Source organism: Tateyamaria sp. (assembly GCF_039945315.1).
Lineage (GTDB): Bacteria > Pseudomonadota > Alphaproteobacteria > Rhodobacterales > Rhodobacteraceae > Tateyamaria.
The window spans coordinates 71300-91235 of the sequence record NZ_JBDUXB010000027.1; the positions used below are offsets into that span (position 1 = coordinate 71300).

At 57.0% G+C, this 19936-nt stretch carries 24 protein-coding genes; 1 reads left to right on the forward strand and 23 read right to left on the reverse strand.

Translation table 11 applies throughout. The annotated features are described in order from the left end of the window. Positions 1–60: 60 nt before the first annotated feature. Positions 61–279, forward strand: coding sequence for a tautomerase family protein (locus ABJD00_RS07870; RefSeq protein ID WP_413829447.1), 219 nt, complete (start codon positions 61–63; stop codon positions 277–279). Here ABJD00_RS07870 and ABJD00_RS07875 read toward each other — a convergent pair. The 23 genes from ABJD00_RS07875 to nuoE all read right to left on the reverse strand — a co-directional run bounded on the left by ABJD00_RS07875 (position 276) and on the right by nuoE (position 19923). Continuing rightward, entirely contained in the window at positions 276–1946 is a 1671-nt protein-coding gene (locus ABJD00_RS07875; RefSeq protein WP_413829448.1) for a ribonuclease J, read from the reverse strand. The genes ABJD00_RS07870 and ABJD00_RS07875 overlap by 4 nt on opposite strands. A 4-nt stretch (positions 1947–1950) precedes the next feature. Beyond that, entirely contained in the window at positions 1951–2724 is a 774-nt protein-coding gene (locus ABJD00_RS07880) for a type III pantothenate kinase (protein ID WP_108837610.1), read from the reverse strand. Positions 2725–2736: 12 nt separating this feature from the next. Then, positions 2737–3504, reverse strand: a complete 768-nt coding sequence (locus ABJD00_RS07885; RefSeq protein ID WP_413829449.1) for a biotin--[acetyl-CoA-carboxylase] ligase — start codon at positions 3502–3504, stop codon at positions 2737–2739. Between the two features lie 37 nt (positions 3505–3541). Continuing rightward, a complete protein-coding gene (nuoN, locus tag ABJD00_RS07890) occupies positions 3542–4981 on the reverse strand; it encodes an NADH-quinone oxidoreductase subunit NuoN (RefSeq protein WP_413829450.1) in 1440 nt (479 codons plus the stop codon). 13 nt (positions 4982–4994) lie between these two features. Next, positions 4995–6536 (reverse strand): NADH-quinone oxidoreductase subunit M, encoded by a 1542-nt coding sequence (locus ABJD00_RS07895; protein ID WP_413829451.1) that lies wholly within the window; start codon positions 6534–6536, stop codon positions 4995–4997. Beyond that, positions 6536–8635 carry an NADH-quinone oxidoreductase subunit L gene (nuoL, locus tag ABJD00_RS07900; protein ID WP_413829452.1) on the reverse strand — a complete coding sequence of 700 codons (2100 nt, stop codon included), beginning with the start codon at positions 8633–8635 and terminating at the stop codon, positions 6536–6538. Before nuoL ends, ABJD00_RS07895 begins: the two co-directional genes overlap by 1 nt. A gap of 6 nt (positions 8636–8641) precedes the next feature. Continuing rightward, a complete protein-coding gene (nuoK, locus tag ABJD00_RS07905; RefSeq protein ID WP_008553673.1) occupies positions 8642–8947 on the reverse strand; it encodes an NADH-quinone oxidoreductase subunit NuoK in 306 nt (101 codons plus the stop codon). Positions 8948–8973: 26 nt separating this feature from the next. Beyond that, positions 8974–9447 carry a hypothetical protein gene (locus ABJD00_RS07910; RefSeq protein WP_413829454.1) on the reverse strand — a complete coding sequence of 158 codons (474 nt, stop codon included), beginning with the start codon at positions 9445–9447 and terminating at the stop codon, positions 8974–8976. A 41-nt stretch (positions 9448–9488) separates the two neighbouring features. Continuing rightward, complete coding sequence (locus ABJD00_RS07915; RefSeq protein ID WP_413829456.1) at positions 9489–9875, reverse strand: hypothetical protein; 387 nt, start codon at positions 9873–9875, stop codon at positions 9489–9491. A gap of 4 nt (positions 9876–9879) precedes the next feature. Continuing rightward, entirely contained in the window at positions 9880–10482 is a 603-nt protein-coding gene (locus ABJD00_RS07920; RefSeq protein WP_413829458.1) for an NADH-quinone oxidoreductase subunit J, read from the reverse strand. Next, the gene (locus tag ABJD00_RS07925; RefSeq protein ID WP_413829460.1) at positions 10479–10898 is read right to left on the reverse strand and encodes a carboxymuconolactone decarboxylase family protein; all 420 of its coding nucleotides are present in this window, start codon (positions 10896–10898) and stop codon (positions 10479–10481) included. The genes ABJD00_RS07920 and ABJD00_RS07925 overlap by 4 nt, the downstream gene beginning before the upstream one ends. Then, the gene (nuoI, locus tag ABJD00_RS07930) at positions 10895–11389 is read right to left on the reverse strand and encodes an NADH-quinone oxidoreductase subunit NuoI (protein ID WP_413829462.1); all 495 of its coding nucleotides are present in this window, start codon (positions 11387–11389) and stop codon (positions 10895–10897) included. The genes ABJD00_RS07925 and nuoI overlap by 4 nt, the downstream gene beginning before the upstream one ends. Beyond that, a complete protein-coding gene (locus tag ABJD00_RS07935) occupies positions 11386–11589 on the reverse strand; it encodes a hypothetical protein (protein WP_413829464.1) in 204 nt (67 codons plus the stop codon). Before ABJD00_RS07935 ends, nuoI begins: the two co-directional genes overlap by 4 nt. Before the next feature lie 3 nt (positions 11590–11592). Then, complete coding sequence (nuoH, locus tag ABJD00_RS07940) at positions 11593–12633, reverse strand: NADH-quinone oxidoreductase subunit NuoH (protein WP_413829466.1); 1041 nt, start codon at positions 12631–12633, stop codon at positions 11593–11595. Between the two features lie 6 nt (positions 12634–12639). Beyond that, entirely contained in the window at positions 12640–13020 is a 381-nt protein-coding gene (locus ABJD00_RS07945) for a hypothetical protein (RefSeq protein WP_413829468.1), read from the reverse strand. Further along, positions 13017–15035 (reverse strand): NADH-quinone oxidoreductase subunit NuoG, encoded by a 2019-nt coding sequence (gene nuoG / locus ABJD00_RS07950; protein ID WP_413829470.1) that lies wholly within the window; start codon positions 15033–15035, stop codon positions 13017–13019. The genes ABJD00_RS07945 and nuoG overlap by 4 nt, the downstream gene beginning before the upstream one ends. Before the next feature lie 3 nt (positions 15036–15038). Next, positions 15039–15437: a DUF5333 domain-containing protein gene (locus tag ABJD00_RS07955; RefSeq protein ID WP_413829472.1), complete on the reverse strand. Its 399-nt coding sequence runs from the start codon at positions 15435–15437 to the stop codon at positions 15039–15041. A 121-nt stretch (positions 15438–15558) separates the two neighbouring features. Beyond that, on the reverse strand, positions 15559–15936 hold the full coding sequence (locus tag ABJD00_RS07960) for a hypothetical protein (RefSeq protein WP_413829474.1): 378 nt from the start codon (positions 15934–15936) through the stop codon (positions 15559–15561). Then, the gene (locus tag ABJD00_RS07965) at positions 15905–16399 is read right to left on the reverse strand and encodes a DUF3291 domain-containing protein (RefSeq protein ID WP_413829476.1); all 495 of its coding nucleotides are present in this window, start codon (positions 16397–16399) and stop codon (positions 15905–15907) included. Before ABJD00_RS07965 ends, ABJD00_RS07960 begins: the two co-directional genes overlap by 32 nt. 173 nt (positions 16400–16572) lie before the next feature. Next, a complete protein-coding gene (nuoF, locus tag ABJD00_RS07970; RefSeq protein ID WP_108837593.1) occupies positions 16573–17850 on the reverse strand; it encodes an NADH-quinone oxidoreductase subunit NuoF in 1278 nt (425 codons plus the stop codon). 36 nt (positions 17851–17886) lie between these two features. Continuing rightward, on the reverse strand, positions 17887–18105 hold the full coding sequence (locus ABJD00_RS07975) for a DUF5337 family protein (protein WP_413829478.1): 219 nt from the start codon (positions 18103–18105) through the stop codon (positions 17887–17889). Positions 18106–18108: 3 nt separating this feature from the next. Beyond that, positions 18109–18816: a hypothetical protein gene (locus ABJD00_RS07980; protein WP_413829480.1), complete on the reverse strand. Its 708-nt coding sequence runs from the start codon at positions 18814–18816 to the stop codon at positions 18109–18111. Between the two features lie 27 nt (positions 18817–18843). Beyond that, the gene (gene nuoE / locus ABJD00_RS07985; RefSeq protein WP_413829482.1) at positions 18844–19923 is read right to left on the reverse strand and encodes an NADH-quinone oxidoreductase subunit NuoE; all 1080 of its coding nucleotides are present in this window, start codon (positions 19921–19923) and stop codon (positions 18844–18846) included. Between the last annotated feature and the right edge of the window lie 13 nt (positions 19924–19936).

The window sequence follows — 19936 nt, forward strand, 5'->3', positions numbered from 1 at the left end:
GCTTTGTGCTCAGCGCCGGTAGGGTTACCCTCAGTCCGTCATTTGGACTGGGGGAATCATATGCCATCCATCGAGATTCAAGTGCTTGAAGGCGTGTTCGACGCCGAAGACAAAGCCAGCATCATCACGCGCGTAACCGAAGCATTCGGCAGCGTCGCCGGCGACACAATTGCACGAGGCACATCCGTGCGCATCCTCGACGTGCAAAGCGGCGCATGGGGATACGCGGGCAACATCCTGACAACGGAAGATGCCCTTGCCATGCGCGCCAAGGGTTAGTGCATCCGGCTGATCACCACTGTCACCTCGGGCTTCTTGCCAATTTCGTCCTGCGCCGTCTTACGCACGACACGGCGCAACGCCTCTTCCAGATTGGAATCGTCCCGCAGTGTCTTTGCATCAGCGCGCCCAAGGAACTGGCTTAAGTCCGCCTCCAGCACCTCGACCACAGCCGCGTTGCTGCGCCCCATGTCCGAAATGCCCATGGTTTCGCACCACGGATCACCGAGGGGTTCGTCCTCTTCGTCCAAAATCAGTGTTACGGTCACATGCCCGTTCAAAGCCATGCGAATGCGGTCGCGTACTACGCCGTCCAGAGCACCGATTTGAACAGCACCATCCAGATAAGTCCGTCCGGTCTCGATATACTCAACCACGCGCGGTGCATTGCCGGACAACTCGATCATCATCCCATTTACGGCCAGAACACCTGAGCGCCCTTTGCCCTCGGTCAGTTTCACATGCTCACGCAAATGCCGGTGTTCACCGTGCATCGGCACCACCACCTGCGGGTTCACGATCTCTTGCAACCGCTCCAGATCAGGCCGGTTGGCGTGGCCAGACACGTGGTAAAGGCCAGACGAGTCGTCGACCACATCCACACCCTTTTCGCTCAGCTGGTTCATGACGCGGATCACGCCCCGTTCATTGCCGGGAATGGTTTTGGACGAGAACAGGAACAGGTCGCCCTCTTTCAACTCCAACCCCATATACTTGCCATTGGCCAGTTGAGCTGACGCCGCGCGCCTTTCCCCTTGGGATCCGGTGACCAGCAGCATCAGGTTTTCGCGCGGGATGTTACGCGCGTCCTCAGGGCTGATCACAGACGGAAAGTCCTTGAGTACGCCCGTTTCAATTGAGGCCTCAATCATCCGGCGCATCGCACGACCCAACAGAACGATTGAACGGCCTGCACGATCCCCTGCTTCGGCCAGCGTTTTGACCCGTGCGACGTTGGAGGCAAAGGTCGTGGCGACCACAATGCCTGTGTCATGGGCGCGTACCAGTTTTTCAATCTCTGGCCCCACGCTGGCCTCAGAGCGACCGGGATTAGGAGAAAACACATTGGTACTGTCACAGATCAGCGCCTTCACCCCATCCTTGGACACTTCAGCCCACAGGTCAAGATCAAAAGGTTCACCCACCAATGGCGTCTCATCCAGCTTGAAATCGCCAGAGTGGATCACACGCCCCTCGGGCGTATCAATGACGAGCGCCGCACTTTCAGGGATAGAGTGGGACATGGGCAAAAAGCCAACCTTGAAAGGGCCGGAATCAACCTGATCAGGCCATCCGGCCACAACAGTCACTGCATCATCCGGATGCCCACGCTCGACCATCTTGCGCCGTGCGATGTTGGCCGTGAAGGGGCGCGCATAGATTGGCGCACCAAGCTGTTCATAGGTGTGAGAGACCGCGCCAACATGGTCTTCGTGCGCGTGGGTGATGAACACCCCGTCAATCCGGTCACGCCGTTCCGCCAGCCAGGCGATGTCCGGCAAGATCAGGTCCACACCGGGTGATCCGTCCATATCCGGAAAGGCCACGCCCAGATCAACCACGATCAGCCGTTCTTGTTCAGGGGCACCATAGCCATACACATAGGCGTTCATGCCTATTTCACCCGCCCCTCCGAGGGGCAGGTAGATCAATCGTTCACTGCTCATTTTGTCAGTTATTTTCCTTGTTATAGCGATGGATGACCGTCAGGCCATGCATCGTCAAATCGTCGATAAAGTGATCAAACAGGGCTTCTGACTGCTGAAAAAGCGGTGCCAGCCCCCCTGTTGAGATGACGCGCATGTCGCGGGCGCGTTCCGCTTTAATTCGGGCACATATCTCACGCACAAGGCCGACGTAACCCCAAAACACACCAGACTGCATACAGGCGACTGTGTTGGTGCCGATCACGGCTTGTGGCTTGGTGATGTCTACATGGGGTAGTGCGGCAGCGGCATTGTGCAACGCCTCAAGCGACAGGTTCACACCGGGCGAAATCACCCCGCCGATGTAGGCCCCGTCGCTGTCGACCACGTCAAAGGTGGTGGCCGTGCCAAAGTCCACCATTATCAGATCACCACCAAACAGATCGTATCCGGCCACGGTGTTCACCAGTCTGTCGGGACCCACTTGAGTGCCCTCATCCACCCGGACATCCACAGGCAGCAGACAGTCAGGTTTACCAACCACGATGGGCCGCGTGTTGAAATAGCGATCTGCAAAGACGCGCAGGTTGAACACCACACGCGGCACAGTGGAGGACACGATTACATCCGTAATCTCAACGTCAATCTGCTGAAACTTCATCAGTGTGGACAGCCAGACATAGTACTGATCGGCTGTGCGCTGCCACTCGGTCGACGTGCGCCATGTGCCGATGAACGCTTCTCCGTCCCAGATCGCAAACACAGTGTTGGTGTTGCCGCAGTCAATGGCCAAGAGCATAGGGTGCCCCTTTCAGAAATAGACGTCGCCCGCAGGAATGGTCACGCGGTCTGCCTGCGTCTCTAAAACAAGTTGTCCGGTCTCGTCCACATCCCTGAACGTGCCCACATGTTCGACCTGCACCGTGCGCGCAGTGATCTTTTCGCCCAATCGGGCCGCGTGCGCCAACCACGCCGTCCGGATTGGGGCAAATCCGTACTGCGAAAACTGATCCTCAAAACGGGCATAGGACGCGGCCAGAAGGTTCAGAAAATCGACCGGATCAACGCGCACGCCAAGGTCTGAAGCCACCGCGACCGGGCGCACCGCTCCAGCCTCAACTTCTGCCACATCAGGTGCCGCTGCAAGGTTCACGCCAATGCCGATCGCCAAATGGCTCATTCGCGCCCCGGTGACGATCGTTTCCAGAAGAATACCAGCCACCTTTCCTCCGTTCAGCAAGACATCGTTGGGCCATTTCAAGGCAAAAGCTGCGCTACGGCCCGTTGCCGCTACAAAAGCTTCATGCAAGGCGAGCGAAACAACAAACGAACGCAACGCCGCCTGCCCCGGATCATCGGCCAGTGGCAGGACCAAAGTCGCCGCAAAGTTCCCCTTTGGCATAGCCCATGCACGCCCGCGACGCCCCCGAGCCGCCGTCTGGTCGTGAGCCATGATCCACGTCGGCCCGCCTAGCTCGGGCGCAATACGCGCCGCTTCGCTCAGCGTTGAATCGACTTGGGCCAACACGATCCGCCCATAACCCTCAGGCCAAAGCGGTCCTGTCGTCTCTGAATTCAAGAAATCACCCCCAGAGGGCCGATCCGCCACCAAGTGCCTAGTTGACCAGTGTCTGCGCCGCCATGGCTGCAGCCCCTTCGACACCGAACATGTTGACAATGCCAAAGACCATCACAGCTGCAGATCCCAGCAACATGGCCGACAGGATCACAGACTTGCCACCGTTCAAACCCTCTTCCGGCTCTTCGCCGAAGTACATGTAAAACACGATGCGAAGGTAGTAGTAGGCCCCGATAACCGACGCGATCACGCCTGCAACCGCCAGCCAGATCAAGTCCGCTTCATAGGCCGCACGCAGCACGTAAAGCTTGCCAAAGAATCCCAGCATTGGCGGGACACCGGCCAGCGAAAACAACAGCACCAGCATGGCCAGTGCCCGGGTGGGTTCCCGCTTGGCATACATGTTCAGTGACCCGATGTCGGTGACGGGTTGTCCGTCTTTCTCCATCATCAGGATGAACGCAAAGGTGCCAACGTTCATGGTGACGTAGATCGCCATATAGACCAGCATCGCCTGTACACCTAGAACAGTGCCAGCGGCCAAGCCCATCAGTGCATATCCCATGTGGGCGATAGACGAAAACGCCATCAGTCGTTTGATATTGGTCTGCCCAATGGCTGCAAAGGCACCAAGGAACATGGACAGGACAGAAAGCAGCGCCATGATCTGCTGCCAGTCAGCGACTGCGCCGCCAAAGGCGTCATGCATAACGCGTGCAAACAGGGCCATCGCTGCGACCTTTGGCGCTGTCGCAAAGAAGGCTGTGACCGGCGTGGGCGATCCTTCGTAAACGTCCGGCGTCCACATGTGGAACGGCACGGCTGAAACTTTGAAGGCAAAGCCCGCCATGAGGAACACAAGGCCAAACAATAGGCCCAGCGAGACGCCTTCTTCGGCGACTTGCACAATGCCCGAGAACAGCGTTGTGCCCGCATAGCCATAGACCAAAGACGCGCCGTAAAGCAGCAAGCCAGAGGACAAGGCGCCGAGCACGAAGTACTTCAGGCCCGCTTCGGTCGATTTCACCGAGTCTCGACGCAACGAGGCAACCACGTAGAGCGCCAGCGACTGCAACTCGAGCCCCATGTAAAGCGCCATTAAGTCACCGGCAGACACCATCATCATCATGCCTACAACCGCCAATACGACCAGTACCGGGTACTCAAAACGCAGAATGCCGCGCGACGACATATAGGCTTCGCTCATCAACAGGACCGCAGCGGCAGAGACAAGGATCGCCACCTTGGCAAAGCGGGAAAAGGCGTCATCGACGAACATGCCGTTAAAGGCGACGTTCACCCCTTCGCCCGTAAATCCGATCCACGCGGCAACGGCCAAAAACACCGCAGACGTCGCCCATAGCAGCGGCGAGGCCAGCCCGTCTTTTGACGAGTATACCGCGCCCAGCAGCCCGAGCATGGCAAAGACGGCCAGCAGGGTTTCAGGTAGGATGATGTTCAGATCAGCGGAGATCATATCGATTCAGTCCTTAATTCGCAGCCAGCTGCGTTGCAGCTTCAGCCGCCGCAAGTGCCGTGTCGTAGTTGCTTACCAGTGCCGCTACCGAAGGCCCTGTAATGTCGAGGACCAGCGATGGGTAGACCCCCAGAAGGATCGTCATCACCACCAGCGGGGCAAAGATCGCACGCTCGCGCCGTGTCATATCGGTGATCGACTTGAGGCTTTCCTTGATCAGATCGCCCATGACGACCCGACGGTAAAGCCACAGCGCGTAAGCGGCAGAGAAGATAACACCAGACGTCGCGACCAGCGCGACCCAAGTGTTGACCTGGAACACCGCCATCAGCGTCAGGAATTCGCCCACGAAACCCGAGGTTCCCGGAAGGCCGACATTGGCCATCGTGAACAGCATAAAGATCATTGCGTAGGCCGGCATCCGGTTCACAAGACCGCCATAGGCGTCAATGTCCCGCGTATGCATCCGGTCATAGATCACGCCCACACACAAAAAGAGTGCGCCCGAAATAAAGCCGTGGCTGATCATCTGGAAGATGGCTCCATCGACCCCCTGCTGGTTGGCCGCAAAGATGCCCATAGTGACAAAACCCATGTGGGCCACAGACGAATAGGCAATCAGCTTCTTCATGTCTTCTTGCACCAGTGCCACGAGAGAGGTGTAAACAACCGCAATCGCAGACATCCACAAGACCAACGGCGTCAGCACTTCTGCTCCCACCGGGAACATGGGCAGAGAAAAGCGGATAAACCCGTAACCGCCCAGCTTCAACAAGATCGCAGCTAGAACGACAGAGCCAGCCGTCGGGGCCTGTACGTGCGCATCCGGCAGCCATGTGTGCACAGGCCACATTGGCATCTTGACCGCAAAGCTCGCAAAAAAGGCAAGGAACAAGAGCGTCTGCAAGCCACCAACAACCTGAATGCCCAACAACTCAAACGTGGCAAAGTCAAAATTGTGTGTCAGCAGCTGTTCAATATCGGTGGTGCCTGAGTCCGCATACATCCCCACCATCGCCACCAGCATCAGAACCGAGCCGAGGAAGGTGTAGAGGAAGAATTTGAACGAAGCATAGATCCGGTTCGCCCCACCCCAGATACCGATGATCAGGAACATCGGGATGAGGCCAGCTTCAAAGAACAGATAGAACAGCACCAGATCCAGCGCCATGAACACACCCAGCATCAGCGTTTCCAGCATCAGGAACGCGATCATGTATTCCTTGACCCGCGTTTCCACATTCCACGACGCCGCGATGACCAGCGGCATCATGAAGGTGGTCAGCATCACGAACAGAACCGAAATCCCGTCCACACCCATCTTGTAAGACAGGCCCATGATCCATGCGCCTTCTTCCACAAACTGGAATCCGGTATCGTTGGGGTCAAACTCAGCAAGAATGAACAGTGACACCACAAAGGTAATGGAGGTAGTGGCCATAGCCACCCACTTGGCATTGCGATTGGCCGCCTCATCATCACCGCGCAGGAAAATCGCAAGGATGAACGCCGCGACTGCGGGCAAGAAGGTTACGATGGAAAGAAGATTGTCCATCAGTTTGCTCCTCCGCTGAGCGTCATCCACGTGATCAGAACCGCGATCCCGATCACCATGGCGAAGGCATAGGTAAAGATGTAGCCGGACTGCGCACGGCCCGCGAGGCGGGTAATAAAGGGCACGAGTCCCATCGAAACACCGTTGATCGAGCCGTCGATAACGTTGCCGTCACCCTTTTTCCACAGCTGCTTACCGATCCACATCGCCGGAACGACGAAGATGTAGTGATACAGCTCGTCAAAGTACCACTTGTTCTTGAGGAACAGGTAAAGCAGGCGTTGGTTTTCGGCCAGGCGACCCGGAATGCTGGGATCCTTGATGTAGAACCAATAGGCGGTCAAGAAACCCAAAAGCATCGCTGCAAAGGGCGATGTTTTCACCCAGTAAGGGACCTTGTGCGCGTCATCCAGAACCGTGTTGTCAGGCGCCATGTAAAGAGCGCCCTGCCCCGGCTCGCCTGCGAAGACATAATGATGCTCGCCGTCTTTCTTCCCGGCCGCCTTATCGCGTGGGTTGACAATGGCAGAGTGATCTTCGCCCGCTTCGGCATAAGGTATGCCGTAGAACTTGGCGACTTTGTCCACGTGCCCAAAGAAAGATCCGTACCAGACCATTCCCGCAAATATCGCGCCAATGCTGAGCACTCCCAGAGGGACGAGCATCGTCATTGGGCTTTCATGAGCGTGATCGTGGGTGTGCTTGTCCCCGCGCGGCTCACCGTAGAAGGTGAGGAACATCAGACGCCAGCTGTAGAAACTGGTGAACAGCGCCGCGATGACCAGCATCCAAAAGCTGTACCCCGTTCCAGCGGCATATGCACTTTCTACGATGGCGTCTTTGGACTGGAAGCCCGCGAAGCCAATGGGAATTTCACCCAGCGTGAAGATCCACACCGGAATGCCCACACCGGTGATGGCCAACGTGCCGATCATCATCGCCATGAAGGTATAGGGGATCTTTTTGCGCAGGCCGCCATAGTTGGTCATGTCCTGTTCGTGGTGCATTGCGTGGATGACTGACCCGGCCCCAAGGAACAACATCGCCTTGAAGAACGCGTGCGTCAGCAGATGGAACATCGCCGCCGAATACATGCCAACGCCAGCGGCCACGAACATATAGCCCAACTGTGAACAGGTCGAATATGCGATCACACGTTTGATGTCGGTCTGCACCAAACCCACGGTAGCTGCAAAGAATGCAGTGGTGGCGCCAATAAAGGTAACAAACATCATCGCCTCAGGCGCAAATTCCATCAGCGGGGACATGCGGCAGACGAGGAACACACCTGCCGTCACCATGGTCGCCGCGTGGATCAGGGCAGACACAGGGGTCGGCCCCTCCATCGCGTCGGGCAACCATGTGTGCAGGAACAGTTGCGCCGATTTTCCCATCGCACCAATGAACAGCATGAAGGCAATCAGGTTGGCCGCGTTCCATTCGGACCAAAGGAACGTCAACTGCGTCTCTGCCAGCGTTGGTGCGGCGGCAAAGATGTCATCCAGACGGATGCTGTCGACAAGGAAGTAGAGGCTAAAGATGCCCAGCAGGAACCCGAAGTCGCCGACGCGGTTCACGACAAAAGCCTTGATCGCAGCAGCGTTCGCAGTGGGCTTGCGATAGTAGAACCCGATCAGCAGATAGGATGCGACGCCAACCCCTTCCCAACCAAAGAACATCTGCACAAGGTTGTCGGCTGTGACCAGCATCAACATCGTGAAGGTAAAGAAGCTGAGGTACGCAAAGAAGCGCGGCTTGTAGCTTTCGCCCTCTTTCCACTGCGGATCGTGATCCATGTAGCCAAAGGAATAGAGGTGCACGAGGGATGAAACCGTCGTGATCACGATCAGCATGATGCAGGTCAGCCGATCAAGGCGAATGGCCCAGTCTGTGCTGAGTGTACCGGATTCAATCCAGCGCAGAATCTGGATGCTTTCGGTCGTACCGTCAAAGGTCAGGAAGGTGATCCACGACAGGATGGCGGACAGGAACAAAAGACCCGTTGCGATCCAGCAGGCCGCAGCCTCACCGAAGACGCGCCAGCCAAAGCCACATAGAAGGGCGCCGACAAGTGGGGCGAAGAGGAGGATGGTTTCCATGATGTCTTAGCCCTTCATCACGTTGACGTCTTCAACCGCGATGGTGCCACGGTTGCGGAAGAAACACACAAGGATCGCAAGACCGATCGCAGCCTCGGCGGCCGCAACGGTCAGCACGAACAGGGTGAACACCTGCCCCACCAAGTCCCCAAGGAAGGATGAGAATGCCACCAGGTTGATGTTCACCGCCAAGAGCATCAGTTCGATACTCATCAGCAAAATGATCACGTTCTTGCGGTTCAGAAACAGGCCGAAGATGCCAATGACGAACAACGTCGCCGCGACAGTGAGGTAGTGTTCAAGTCCGATCATCGGTCTGTCCTAGTCTGCGCCCGCGGTTACCCCGCAAGCATGAATTCCGTCTTGTCCCCCCGCGCCTCTGGGTAGAGGGCTGCGCAGGCGCAAGGCTCTGCTTCAAGGGTGGTTATGGTTATGTCTCGCGCAATCCCGTCGAGGTCGGCGGCGATCCTGTCAAAAGTCGCAAAGGCACGCGCGCCGTCTTGGTGACGTGCAATGATGGCCAGTGCCTTGTCCGTGCGATCAAACGGCAGGCGTGCGCCCATGTTCTCTTCCTGGCTGCGAAAGGTCAGGGCCGTGCCCGGTGTGCAGTCCACAATCGCAAAGGACGTGGCGGTACCCTCCTGGCTCCACCAGTCGCGCCACATCACGCGTTCTTCACCCAGATCGACGTGATCCGCCTCTCCGCCATGAGAGATGTGAGTGGTCCGTTCGCAATCGGCCAACGTCAACGCCGCCGCGTCAACCGTACCAAATGCCATACAGACACAGACGATATGCAGAAGCCTCTTCATTCAGCAGCAAACCTGCGATTTTGCGTGACCAAACACATGCGTCACCATTCAACCAAGTTAAAACCATGCTGCTCGCAAGCATGGCGCGCCAAGGGTCCAAGGCCGGGCGTACGCTCAAAAGGCACATCACCGGGAATGTTGCCAGATGTCGGTAAAGGACTCGCTTCGTCCGTGTTCTCGAAAAACGCGCGCATTTTGCCTTCTATGCAGTCCACCTCATGGACGGAATAAGCGTCTTTGTCATCGATCTTGGTGCGTGACTGAATCTGGACTTTGCCCTCACCGTAATGCTCACTGGCAATCGCAAAGCGGTCATCGATGCCCTCAATGGCTGTCTCACCAGCGTTTTGTGCGAGAGCAGCGCCGCTGATCGCTATCGTGAAACAAGCACAAATCACGGGCTTTATTTGTTTAGAGTTGATACGCATCCGCTTACAGCCCCTGCCCCGGTTTGACGTCCTTCAACTCCATGGCTGCAGCCGGGTCGCGCATCATCTGGGCAACTACATCCTGGCGCTTTACGTCCTCGCGGTGGCGCAGTGTCAGGACAATCGCACCAATCATAGCAACCAGCAGGATCAGACCAGACAGCTGAAACAGCAGGAAATACTGGTCATACAAGATCAAGCCCAACGCCTCGGTATTGTGACGATCCACAGGAGTGACCTGCGCACGCAGCCCTTCGGCGGCGGCATTGCTTTCCCAAGCACCAAAGGCCATCACGAATTGCATGAGGATCACAACGGCGATCAGCAGGGCCAGCGGCATGTATTTGGCCATCTCGGCCTTCAATTCGGCAAAGTCGATGTCGAGCATCATGACCACGAACAAAAACAGCACTGCAACCGCGCCAACGTAGACGATAATCAGCAGCATCGCGACGAATTCCGCTCCGAGCATGACGAACAGTCCTGCCGAAGACAAGAATGCTAGGATCAGCCAAAGGACCGAATGCACCGGGTTGCGGCTGATCACGGTGAACAGCCCCCCCGAGATCACGCAGATCGAAAAGAGGTAAAAGGCGAACACGCTCATGTCTTGTCCTCGCTGTCGGTCATAACCTCTTGCGCCAATTCCATGGCGCGGGTCATCGCAGGCACTCCGGCGAAGACCGCCATCATGCCCAATGTCTCAGAAATCTGTTGATCGGTGGCCCCGGCCTCGCGGGCATGGCGCACTGTCTGGCGTATGGCACTGTCAGCCTGCGCGCCCTGCATGGTCAGCCCGGCAAGGGTGATTAGCAGGCGGGTCTTGGCATCCAACCCGTTTTCATTGAACGCATTGCCAAACCACGTCTCCATCACCTCTTTGGGCATGGTCGGCCACATTGCTTCCATCGCTTTGGGATCAAACCCCTTGGACGGGTCAAACGCCCCCATTTGCGGAAAAGCTTTCGCCATTTCCTGCATCTGCGCCATCATAGCGGCAAAAGGGTTTGCCTCATCACTCATCGGTACGGCGCATCGATCTCAAGGTTGCGTGCAATCTCAGCTTCCCAGCGCTCGCCATTCTCAAGGAGCTTGTCCTTGTCGTAGTAAAGCTCTTCGCGGGTCTCGGTGGAGAATTCGAAGTTGGGGCCTTCGACAATGGCATCGACCGGGCAGGCCTCCTGACAGTAGCCACAATAGATGCACTTGGTCATGTCGATGTCATAGCGCGTGGTGCGGCGCGAGCCGTCTTCCCGCGGTTCAGCGTCAATTGTGATGGCTTGCGCGGGGCAGACGGCTTCGCACAGCTTGCATGCGATACAGCGCTCTTCGCCATTTGGGTAACGGCGCAACGCGTGTTCCCCACGAAAACGAGGGCTCAGTGGCCCCTTTTCGTGCGGGTAGTTCAGCGTGGCCTTTGGACGGAAAAAGTACTTCAGCCCTAGTTTGAAGCCCTGGAAGAAGTCCTGCAGCAAGAAGTACTTGGCGGCACGGCCATAGTCGATCTGTGTCATCGCAAGCCTCCCTTCTGGGCTTCTCTACGATGCATTTGAGCCCAAGCTTTGAGCGCTACGATCACCTCGTCAGGATTGATATCAATCATGTTTCCCTCTGTGTCCTGGGTGCACATCTCGCATTCGGCGACTATGAACGCTGTCATATCCGCAAGGTCGTGATGTGTGGCATCGCTGACTGCAACAGAAAGAGTAGTCATATCTCAGCCTCCTACGGCCCAACGGGCGTAAAAGCCCCAGAACCAGTCAAACTTGGCCGCAAAGGCGACGAACACGACCCAGAACAACGAGAACGGCAGGAACACTTTCCAGCCCAGACGCATCAGCTGGTCATAGCGGTATCGGGGTGTGATCGCCTTGACCATCGAGAAGATGAAGAAGACGAACAGCATCTTGGCGACCATCCAGAAAATGCCATCGGGCAGGAACGGAACGGGCGACAGCCAGCCACCGAAGAACAAGAGCGACACCAGTGCGCACATCAGCACAACTGCGACCAGCTCGCCAATCATGAACAGCAGGAACGGGGTGGAGGAATACTCAACCTGATAGCCCGCAACCAATTCGCTTTCCGCTTCGGGAAGGTCAAAGGGCGGACGGTTGGTTTCAGCCAGCGCCGAAATCAGGAATAGGAACAGCATCGGAAGGTGTGGCAACCAGTACCAGTTGAAGATGCCCCAATCGCCGTCTTGCGCCTGTACGATCGATCCAAAGTTCATCGACCCTGTCGACAGGATCACACCGATGATGATGAGACCGATGGAAACTTCATAGGAGATCATCTGCGCAGCAGAGCGCAAGGAACCGAGGAACGGGTACTTTGAGTTTGACGCCCAACCACCCATAATCACGCCATAAACTTCGAGTGACGAGATGGCGAATACATACAAGATCGCGACGTTGATGTCGCTCAGAACCCATCCATCGTTGAATGGGATAACCGCCCACGCGATCAACGCCATGACAAGGCTGACCATGGGTGCCATGAAAAACACGCCCTTGTCGGCGCCTGCGGGCACAACGACTTCCTTGACGATATATTTGCCAAAATCCGCAAAACTCTGCAGCAGGCCAAAGACACCTACAACGTTGGGACCGCGGCGCATCTGGACAGCAGCCCAGATCTTGCGGTCCGCATACATCAGGAAGGCAAGTGCGACGAGTAGTGGCACCACCACCAAGAGCACCTGCCCTACGATCAAAAGTCCGATGCCCAGCGGGCTGCTTGTGAAAAATTCAGGCATCTGTCCTCACACCGTGGGTATCCCTTTTTCCGCGCAGGCAGCAGACACGACTTCGGCGTCGATTGTACTGATCCCACGCGGCAAGGCAGGCGAGATGGTGTAAACAGCATCCGCCGTCCACACGCCAGCCTCTTCGTCAACATTTGTACGCAAATGGCGCGCAAATCCCCACCCTCGGATGAGGGTATAGCCCGCGGCCGCGCATTCGGCATAGTTTTCTACGTCCCGCACACTCAGCGCATTGGTCATGGACACATTGAACTGCACCAGATCATCCGCGAGCAACATGGTTTCCACGCCGCGATAGTCCGGGATGAACTGTTCTGCCGTGGGCACTGTGTCACAACCTGCAAAGGGTGCGAGCGTTATGAGCCACGCGGCCTTCATTCAGCCGCCAGTGCCTCTGTTTTGCGCGCCTTGGCGTTCGCGCTCAGTTCGGCCATCAATTGGCTGGCACGTGCGATTGGGTTGGTAAGGTAGAAGTCGGAGATTGGAGACACAAGCATGCCTCCCTCGATCTTACCTTGCTCCAGTGCGGCGCCGGTGTTTTCAGCCACTACGTCGATGTCACCCAAGTGGGGGTGCCCCTTGACGATCGCGGCCCGCAAGGCAGCGATGCTGTCAAAGGGCAGCGTCGCTCCCATCTCACCCGACAACGCACGTAGGATGGCCCAGTTTTCTTTGGCCTCACCCGGAGCAAAGCTCGCGCGGGCAGCCAATTGTGGGCGACCCTCAGTGTTTACGAACAGGCCCGGCTCTTCTGTATATGCGGCACCCGGAAGGATCACATCGGCTCGGTGCGCGCCACGATCACCATGGCTGCCCTGATAGATTACAAACGCGCCGTCCGCGATTTCGACTTCGTCAGCGCCCAAGCTATAGATCACGTCCGCATTGCCGATTGCCGCCATGGCGTCCGAGTTTGTTGCGCCAACATCCATCGCACCGACGCGGCCCGCCGCTGTGTGCAGCACCATCAAGCCAGATTTGGTCGACTCTGCCAATGCTTGGGCCGTCGCAAGAATCGCTGCCCCATCATCACGTGTCAACGCGCCCATGCCAACGATGATCACAGATGGCTTTTCAGCCACTTCGGAATGATCACGCTTAAGCAGATCGGTCATGATAGTGGCGTCGGTGCCAATGTGGTTTGCCTCGTAAGTGAGGTCAGGCATTTCGCCGATTACGCCCACATTTGCTCCACGCGCCCACGCTTTGCGAATGCGCGCGTTTAGAACTGGGGCTTCGACACGGGGGTTGGTGCCGATCAACATGATCGCTTCTGCTTCGTCGATGTCTTCGATCGCTGCAGTTCCAACATAGGCCGCACGGTTATCGGAAGGCAGTTTGGCGCCATCGGTGCGACATTCGACGATACCGCCCTGCCCCTCAACCAACTCTTTCAGTGCGTAGACCGCTTCAACCGGAGCCAGATCGCCCACAAGGCCCGCCAGATTTGAAGCGCCCTTAATCGCTTCAGTCGCCTTACCCAGCGCTTCTGGCCAAGTGGCCGGGCGCAGTTTTCCGTTTTCGCGGATGTAGGGCTTGTCCAAACGCTGTCGGCGCAGTCCGTCCCAGACAAAACGCGTCTTGTCCGAAATCCATTCCTCGTTCGTGCCGTCATGGTTCAGCGGCAAGAACCGCATGACTTCACGCCCCTTCGTGTCCACACGAATGGAGGAGCCAAGGGCGTCCATCACATCCACACTTTCGGTCTTGGTCAGCTCCCAAGGGCGCGCGGTAAAGGCGTAAGGCTTGGACACCAGCGCGCCAACGGGGCAGAGATCAATGATGTTGCCCTGCAAGTTGCTCTCTAGCGTTTCGCCCAGATAAGACGTGATTTCGCTGTCCTCACCGCGACCCGTCTGGCCCATTTGTGTGATGCCTGCCACTTCGGTGGTAAAGCGCACACAACGGGTGCACGAGATACAGCGGGTCATGTGGGTTTCGACCAGCGGGCCCAGATCCAGATCGTCCGTCGCACGCTTGGGTTCGCGGAAGCGCGAGAAATCCACTCCGTAAGCCATCGCCTGATCCTGCAAATCGCACTCGCCACCCTGATCGCAAATGGGGCAATCAAGCGGATGGTTGATCAGCAGGAATTCCATGACGCCCTCGCGGGCCTTTTTGACCATCGGGCTGTTTGTCTTGATCTCAGGCGGCTCGCCATTACGGCCCTGGCGCATGTCCTTGACCTGCATCGCGCATGATGCGGCGGGCTTGGGCGGACCACCCACAACCTCGACCAGACACATCCGGCAATTGCCCGCGATGGACAGGCGCTCGTGGTAACAGAACCGAGGGATCTCGATCCCAACCTCTTCGCAGGCCTGGATCAGGGTCAACGCCCCTTCGACCTCGACTTCTTGGCCGTCAATCACGAGTTTGCGCAGAGTGCTCATAGGTCAGTTCATCCTCAACACGGCGCCGATCAGGCTGCCTTTTTCGATCTCTTGACGCCCAAGTTTGCAATATCCATCGCTAGCCCCAGGCGTTGCACCACCTGCCGTCAGATAGGCGTCACGCTTGGCTTTCAGGCGCGCCTTTTCGGTGTCGGACTTGCGGTACAGGTCAATTTCTTCAGACGTATAACCCAGACCGCGCGCGTGCGCAGCAACCCCACGGATCATGCCAACCGCCTTGAACATCCGGGCCGAAATATCCGGACAGTTTTTGCGGATTTCGTCAGCAATTCCGACAGCCAAAAGGGTATCATCCACCTTGGAAACTTCCCGCAAATGCGGCTTGGCCGAAATCGCTCCGGCGGATAAGCAAAAAATCAGGGCCATGGTCATTGCGCGCATCGTTTCTCTCCTCTGATCGCGTCGTACAGACGCAAGATGGGAAAGTTCCTCTTTGCTATGCAATATCACAGGGTTTCACAACCCGTTAGCACACAAATTGTGGCCACTCAGGGGCATGAAGTCACAGGCCTGTGCAGGTTCCCTGCAACACGAGGCGGTCGTTGGAAATCGGAACCTGGCCGTTCTCGGATTCCGGACCATTCACCCAACGAATATCCGAGCTGCCAAAATTGCCAATACAGTAGCGGATACCCTCATGCAGCCCAGCTTCCAGCGCGCCATTCAAAGAGGCAGAGACCGGACGCACCGTCACCTCAAAGTCGAGGCGTCGCTTGTCCAGCTTTTTGGCATCAGTGCGAAAGAACTGGCCATCAAAGGCAATGCGATCCGCGCGCCGTTCACCACTACAAGCGGTCAGTACCAAAGTCGCAATTAGTAAAAGGCCCAACAGGCAGACAGGACGCAGGTCAGTCCGGCTCAGCGTTTTGGTCTTGGTCATCTTCTTCTCCGCGCGTCGCCGCATCCACATGGTTCCAGCCAAAGGCGTGATCTGTATTGCCATGGTTTTCAAGATGATGAAAGCGTTCCATAGCCTCAACTACGGTAGGGATATACCCGAACGGCACCCACCACATCACAAGGCGGGTGCCGTGCTGGTCCAGATCGTACCATTCCGCTTTGCGGTCATAGAACTGCTTGTGGACGGTCTGAAAGACAAAATGGCGAAAGCTGGCGATGTCTTGCCAGACGGAAAGCGTAGATGCCGTGCGCGGATTGCCTCCAAGCGGGCCACCTGCATCGCGTTGGGCGGCCTCCATATCCTCGTTTTCCATATGCCAGATATAGCCGGGGCTGCGGCGCGCGATATTATAGACTGGTTCGAGATTGTTCTGGAAGTCCGCCACACGCGGATCGTCCCAGTCGTATTTGAGAGTGCCTATATTGAATTCTGCGAGGGGCATCGATCAATTCCTAAGCGACTGCAACGATCACCAAGCACGCTCCAACCAACAGCCGTTTTCCGTAAGAGTTTAAGAAACCCAAGATAGACTGGCCGAGTGCCCGATATCCGACAGGATCAAAGTAACCGAGATGCCCACAAGACGGACAACTACTCCCTACAATGCAAAGCACTTCACTCCGCCGCGATCCGCTTGCTTGCAATCCGGTCTTCGATCTCGTCGCGGAAGTTCTTGATCAGCCCCTGAATAGGCCAAGCCGCAGCGTCACCTAGGGCGCAAATCGTATGCCCCTCGACCTGCTTGGTTACATCGAGCAGCATGTCGATCTCTTCGACCTCCGCCTCGCCCTTCACCAGACGGTCCATCACGCGCATCATCCATCCGGTGCCTTCGCGGCAAGGCGTACATTGTCCGCAAGACTCGTGCTTGTAGAACTTCGACAAACGCCAGATCGCCTTGATGATGTCAGTGCTCTGGTCCATCACGATGACCGCCGCTGTACCAAGGGATGACCCTTTTTCCTTGAGCGCATCAAAATCCATGATCGCATCGCGCATGTCTTCGCCGCGCACGTTGGGCACGGACGACCCGCCGGGAATCACGGCCTTCAGGTTATCCCAGCCGCCGCGAATGCCGCCGCAGTGCTTTTCGATCAACTCCTCAAACGGGATACTCATCGCCTCTTCGACCACGCAAGGATTGTTCACATGGCCCGAGATGGCGAACAATTTGGTACCCGCATTGTTGGGACGGCCGAAGCCCGAAAACCAAGACGCGCCCCGACGTAGGATCGTGGGTACGACAGCGATGGACTCCACGTTGTTCACAGTGGTCGGGCAGCCGTAAAGGCCAGCACCGGCTGGGAACGGCGGCTTCATGCGCGGCATTCCCTTCTTGCCTTCGAGCGATTCCAGCAATGCGGTTTCCTCACCGCAGATATAGGCCCCTGCCCCATGGTGCAGGTAAATGTCGAAATCCCAACCCGATTTGGCGGCGTTCTTGCCCACTAAACCCGCCTCATATGCTTCATCGATGGCGGCTTGCAGGGCTTCTTTTTCACGGATGTATTCACCGCGAATATAGATGTAACAGGCGTTGGCATTCATCGCGAAGGACGCGATCAAACAGCCTTCGATCAGGGTGTGCGGATCATGGCGCATGATCTCGCGGTCTTTGCAGGTGCCCGGTTCGGATTCGTCCGCGTTCACAACGAGGTAGGCCGGACGTCCGTCGCTTTCCTTTGGCATGAAGGACCACTTGAGCCCGGTCGGAAAGCCCGCACCGCCCCGTCCGCGAAGACCTGAGTCCTTCATCTCCTGAACAACCCAGTCGCGCCCCTTTTTGATCAGCTTGTCCGTGCCATCCCAATGGCCACGCGCCTGCGCGCCCTTCAGCGTGCGGTCGTGCATCCCGTACAGGTTGGTAAAGATACGATCCTTGTCAGCAAGCATGCCAATTCTCCTAAATCGACCCCGCGCCGGGCCGTTTCATGCGTCGCGGCTGTTTTGCCAAATCCTGAGGGCCACCACCAGTGCCCAAATGAACGCAGCCAGTGCAAATAGCAGCAAAAGTATCTCAAAGCGCGCAGGCAAGCCCAAAGCAGACACGATGACAGGCGCAAAGATGGATAGCAAAGCGGCCCCCGCAATGACGAGGGCCGCGATACGGCCTTGCCGGGCCAGTTTCGGATCAAGTTGCTCAGCCACGGTCTAGTAAACGTCGCCTTTTTTGACCTTCTTGGAAAACTCGGTCGTTCCACCTTCGGCCAGTGTCTTGGCCTGTGTCACCCAATCATCACGACTCACCCGGCCTTTGAACCCGACGAGGTTCTGATCCGCCCAGGCGATCTCGTCAGCACCCCATGCGGCAATCTGGTCAAAGTGGAAAAAGCCCATGGAATGCAAGACACCTTCAAGCTTGGGACCCACGCCCTTGATTTGCTTGAGATCGTCGGGTGCGTTGTCGCGCGCAGCACTCAGAGTTTCGGGTTTTTTGCCGCCACTTGAAGGTTCTGGATTGGTCACAGTCTTTGGTTTTTTTTCGGCCTTTGGTTTTGCCGCGGGTTTGGCGGCGGGGGCTGCACTGGCTTTCGGTTTCACAGCCGCTTCGGTCTGCGCGGCAACTGGAGGGGGCGTCGTAACCGCTTCCGATTTCGCTTTTGCTACGGCCGCCGCCGCTGTCGCTTCAGCGTCAGATGATGCGTCGTCACTCGCAGTATTCACTGCCGGAAGAGACTTGCACATGATCCAACTCAGCAACGCACCGGAAATTGCCGCAATGACCAGACCGGCAAAGACCGCCTGCACAAACGTCCATGTGCCCAACAGACCCAACAAAATAGCGGCCAACACGCCTCCAAGGAGCGCCACCAGCCAACAGCCCAACGCGCAGCTTATTGATCCATTTTCATTGCTCATAATACGCAGTCCCCCGAATTCAAAACGTTACTCACCATTATAAATGTCATCTTTTTTCGCACGTCGAGAAAATTCTGTTTCCGCACCGGTCGCCAGTGCCTGCGCTTGGCTGACCCAATTGTCCCGACTGACGCGACCTTTGAAGCCTACAAGGTTCTGATCGGCCCAAACCACTTCATCACCCGTCCATGCTGCAATCTGGTCAAAATGGTAGAAGCCGAGGCCATTCAAAACTGCCTCCAGTTTGGGCCCGACCCCTTTGATCATCTTGAGATCATCTGCCTTGCCGTCACGCGCGCCATCCAAAGTCGCTGGTTTGGCGCCGGCTCCTGACTCAACTATTTCGGCCTTGGCCGCCGGTTTTGCAGTCGGTTTGGGTTTGGCCGTCGCATTGGCTGCTTTGCCCTGCCACGGTGCGATAAGGGGCACTTCGGTTCCGTCGATCCGCTTGACCGTATCGCCGATGTCTGTGGCCAGTTGGACGGAGGCATTGTATTTGGTGTGTCCGCTGTCAAAATCCTTGAGGCTTGTCAGCCCGCTAAGCGGTTCCGCGGCGTAGCGCCCGTTCTGTGGGCCCGGCGTCGGCACTTTGCCGGCCGCGAGTTCGTCGATCAGCTCACCCATGCGGGCGGCGGTCAGGTCTTCGTAATAGTCCTTGCCGATCTGAGCCATCGGTGCGTTCGCGCACGAACCGAGGCATTCCACTTCTTCCCAGCTGAACTTGCCATCCTCAGACAGTTGGTGCGGCTTTTTGGCGATCTTGTCCTTGCATACCGCCACCAGATCCTCGGCCCCGCATATCATGCAGGACGTTGTGCCGCAGACCTGAATATGGGCAACCGAACCAACAGGTTGCAACTGGAACATAAAGTAAAAAGACGCGACCTCGAGCGCGCGTATATAGGCCATGTCGAGCATATCTGCGACGGTCTCGATCGCGGGACGGGTCAACCACCCCTCCTGTTCCTGAGCGCGCCACAAAAGAGGGATAATTGCCGAGGCCTGGCGCCCTTCTGGGTACTTTGTGATCTGTGCTTCGGCCCATGCCTGGTTGGCAGGAGTAAAAGCGAAACTGTCAGGTTGGTCTAGATGCAGGCGGCGGAGCATGTCTATTATCCTT

What these genes read in the sequence shown, in the direction of transcription:
- ABJD00_RS07870 (WP_413829447.1), top strand. Translation starts at nt 61, where the DNA reads ATGCCATCCATCGAGATTCAAGTGCTTGAAGGCGTGTTCGACGCCGAA.
- ABJD00_RS07875 (WP_413829448.1), bottom strand. Translation starts at nt 1,946, where the DNA reads ATGAGCAGTGAACGATTGATCTACCTGCCCCTCGGAGGGGCGGGTGAA.
- ABJD00_RS07880 (WP_108837610.1), bottom strand. Translation starts at nt 2,724, where the DNA reads ATGCTCTTGGCCATTGACTGCGGCAACACCAACACTGTGTTTGCGATC.
- nuoN (WP_413829450.1), bottom strand. Translation starts at nt 4,981, where the DNA reads ATGATCTCCGCTGATCTGAACATCATCCTACCTGAAACCCTGCTGGCC.
- ABJD00_RS07895 (WP_413829451.1), bottom strand. Translation starts at nt 6,536, where the DNA reads ATGGACAATCTTCTTTCCATCGTAACCTTCTTGCCCGCAGTCGCGGCG.
- nuoL (WP_413829452.1), bottom strand. Translation starts at nt 8,635, where the DNA reads ATGGAAACCATCCTCCTCTTCGCCCCACTTGTCGGCGCCCTTCTATGT.
- nuoK (WP_008553673.1), bottom strand. Translation starts at nt 8,947, where the DNA reads ATGATCGGACTTGAACACTACCTCACTGTCGCGGCGACGTTGTTCGTC.
- ABJD00_RS07910 (WP_413829454.1), bottom strand. Translation starts at nt 9,447, where the DNA reads ATGAAGAGGCTTCTGCATATCGTCTGTGTCTGTATGGCATTTGGTACG.
- ABJD00_RS07915 (WP_413829456.1), bottom strand. Translation starts at nt 9,875, where the DNA reads ATGCGTATCAACTCTAAACAAATAAAGCCCGTGATTTGTGCTTGTTTC.
- ABJD00_RS07920 (WP_413829458.1), bottom strand. Translation starts at nt 10,482, where the DNA reads ATGAGCGTGTTCGCCTTTTACCTCTTTTCGATCTGCGTGATCTCGGGG.
- ABJD00_RS07925 (WP_413829460.1), bottom strand. Translation starts at nt 10,898, where the DNA reads ATGAGTGATGAGGCAAACCCTTTTGCCGCTATGATGGCGCAGATGCAG.
- nuoI (WP_413829462.1), bottom strand. Translation starts at nt 11,389, where the DNA reads ATGACACAGATCGACTATGGCCGTGCCGCCAAGTACTTCTTGCTGCAG.
- ABJD00_RS07935 (WP_413829464.1), bottom strand. Translation starts at nt 11,589, where the DNA reads ATGACTACTCTTTCTGTTGCAGTCAGCGATGCCACACATCACGACCTT.
- nuoH (WP_413829466.1), bottom strand. Translation starts at nt 12,633, where the DNA reads ATGCCTGAATTTTTCACAAGCAGCCCGCTGGGCATCGGACTTTTGATC.
- ABJD00_RS07945 (WP_413829468.1), bottom strand. Translation starts at nt 13,020, where the DNA reads ATGAAGGCCGCGTGGCTCATAACGCTCGCACCCTTTGCAGGTTGTGAC.
- nuoG (WP_413829470.1), bottom strand. Translation starts at nt 15,035, where the DNA reads ATGAGCACTCTGCGCAAACTCGTGATTGACGGCCAAGAAGTCGAGGTC.
- ABJD00_RS07955 (WP_413829472.1), bottom strand. Translation starts at nt 15,437, where the DNA reads ATGCGCGCAATGACCATGGCCCTGATTTTTTGCTTATCCGCCGGAGCG.
- ABJD00_RS07960 (WP_413829474.1), bottom strand. Translation starts at nt 15,936, where the DNA reads ATGACCAAGACCAAAACGCTGAGCCGGACTGACCTGCGTCCTGTCTGC.
- ABJD00_RS07965 (WP_413829476.1), bottom strand. Translation starts at nt 16,399, where the DNA reads ATGCCCCTCGCAGAATTCAATATAGGCACTCTCAAATACGACTGGGAC.
- nuoF (WP_108837593.1), bottom strand. Translation starts at nt 17,850, where the DNA reads ATGCTTGCTGACAAGGATCGTATCTTTACCAACCTGTACGGGATGCAC.
- ABJD00_RS07980 (WP_413829480.1), bottom strand. Translation starts at nt 18,816, where the DNA reads ATGAGCAATGAAAATGGATCAATAAGCTGCGCGTTGGGCTGTTGGCTG.
- nuoE (WP_413829482.1), bottom strand. Translation starts at nt 19,923, where the DNA reads ATGCTCCGCCGCCTGCATCTAGACCAACCTGACAGTTTCGCTTTTACT.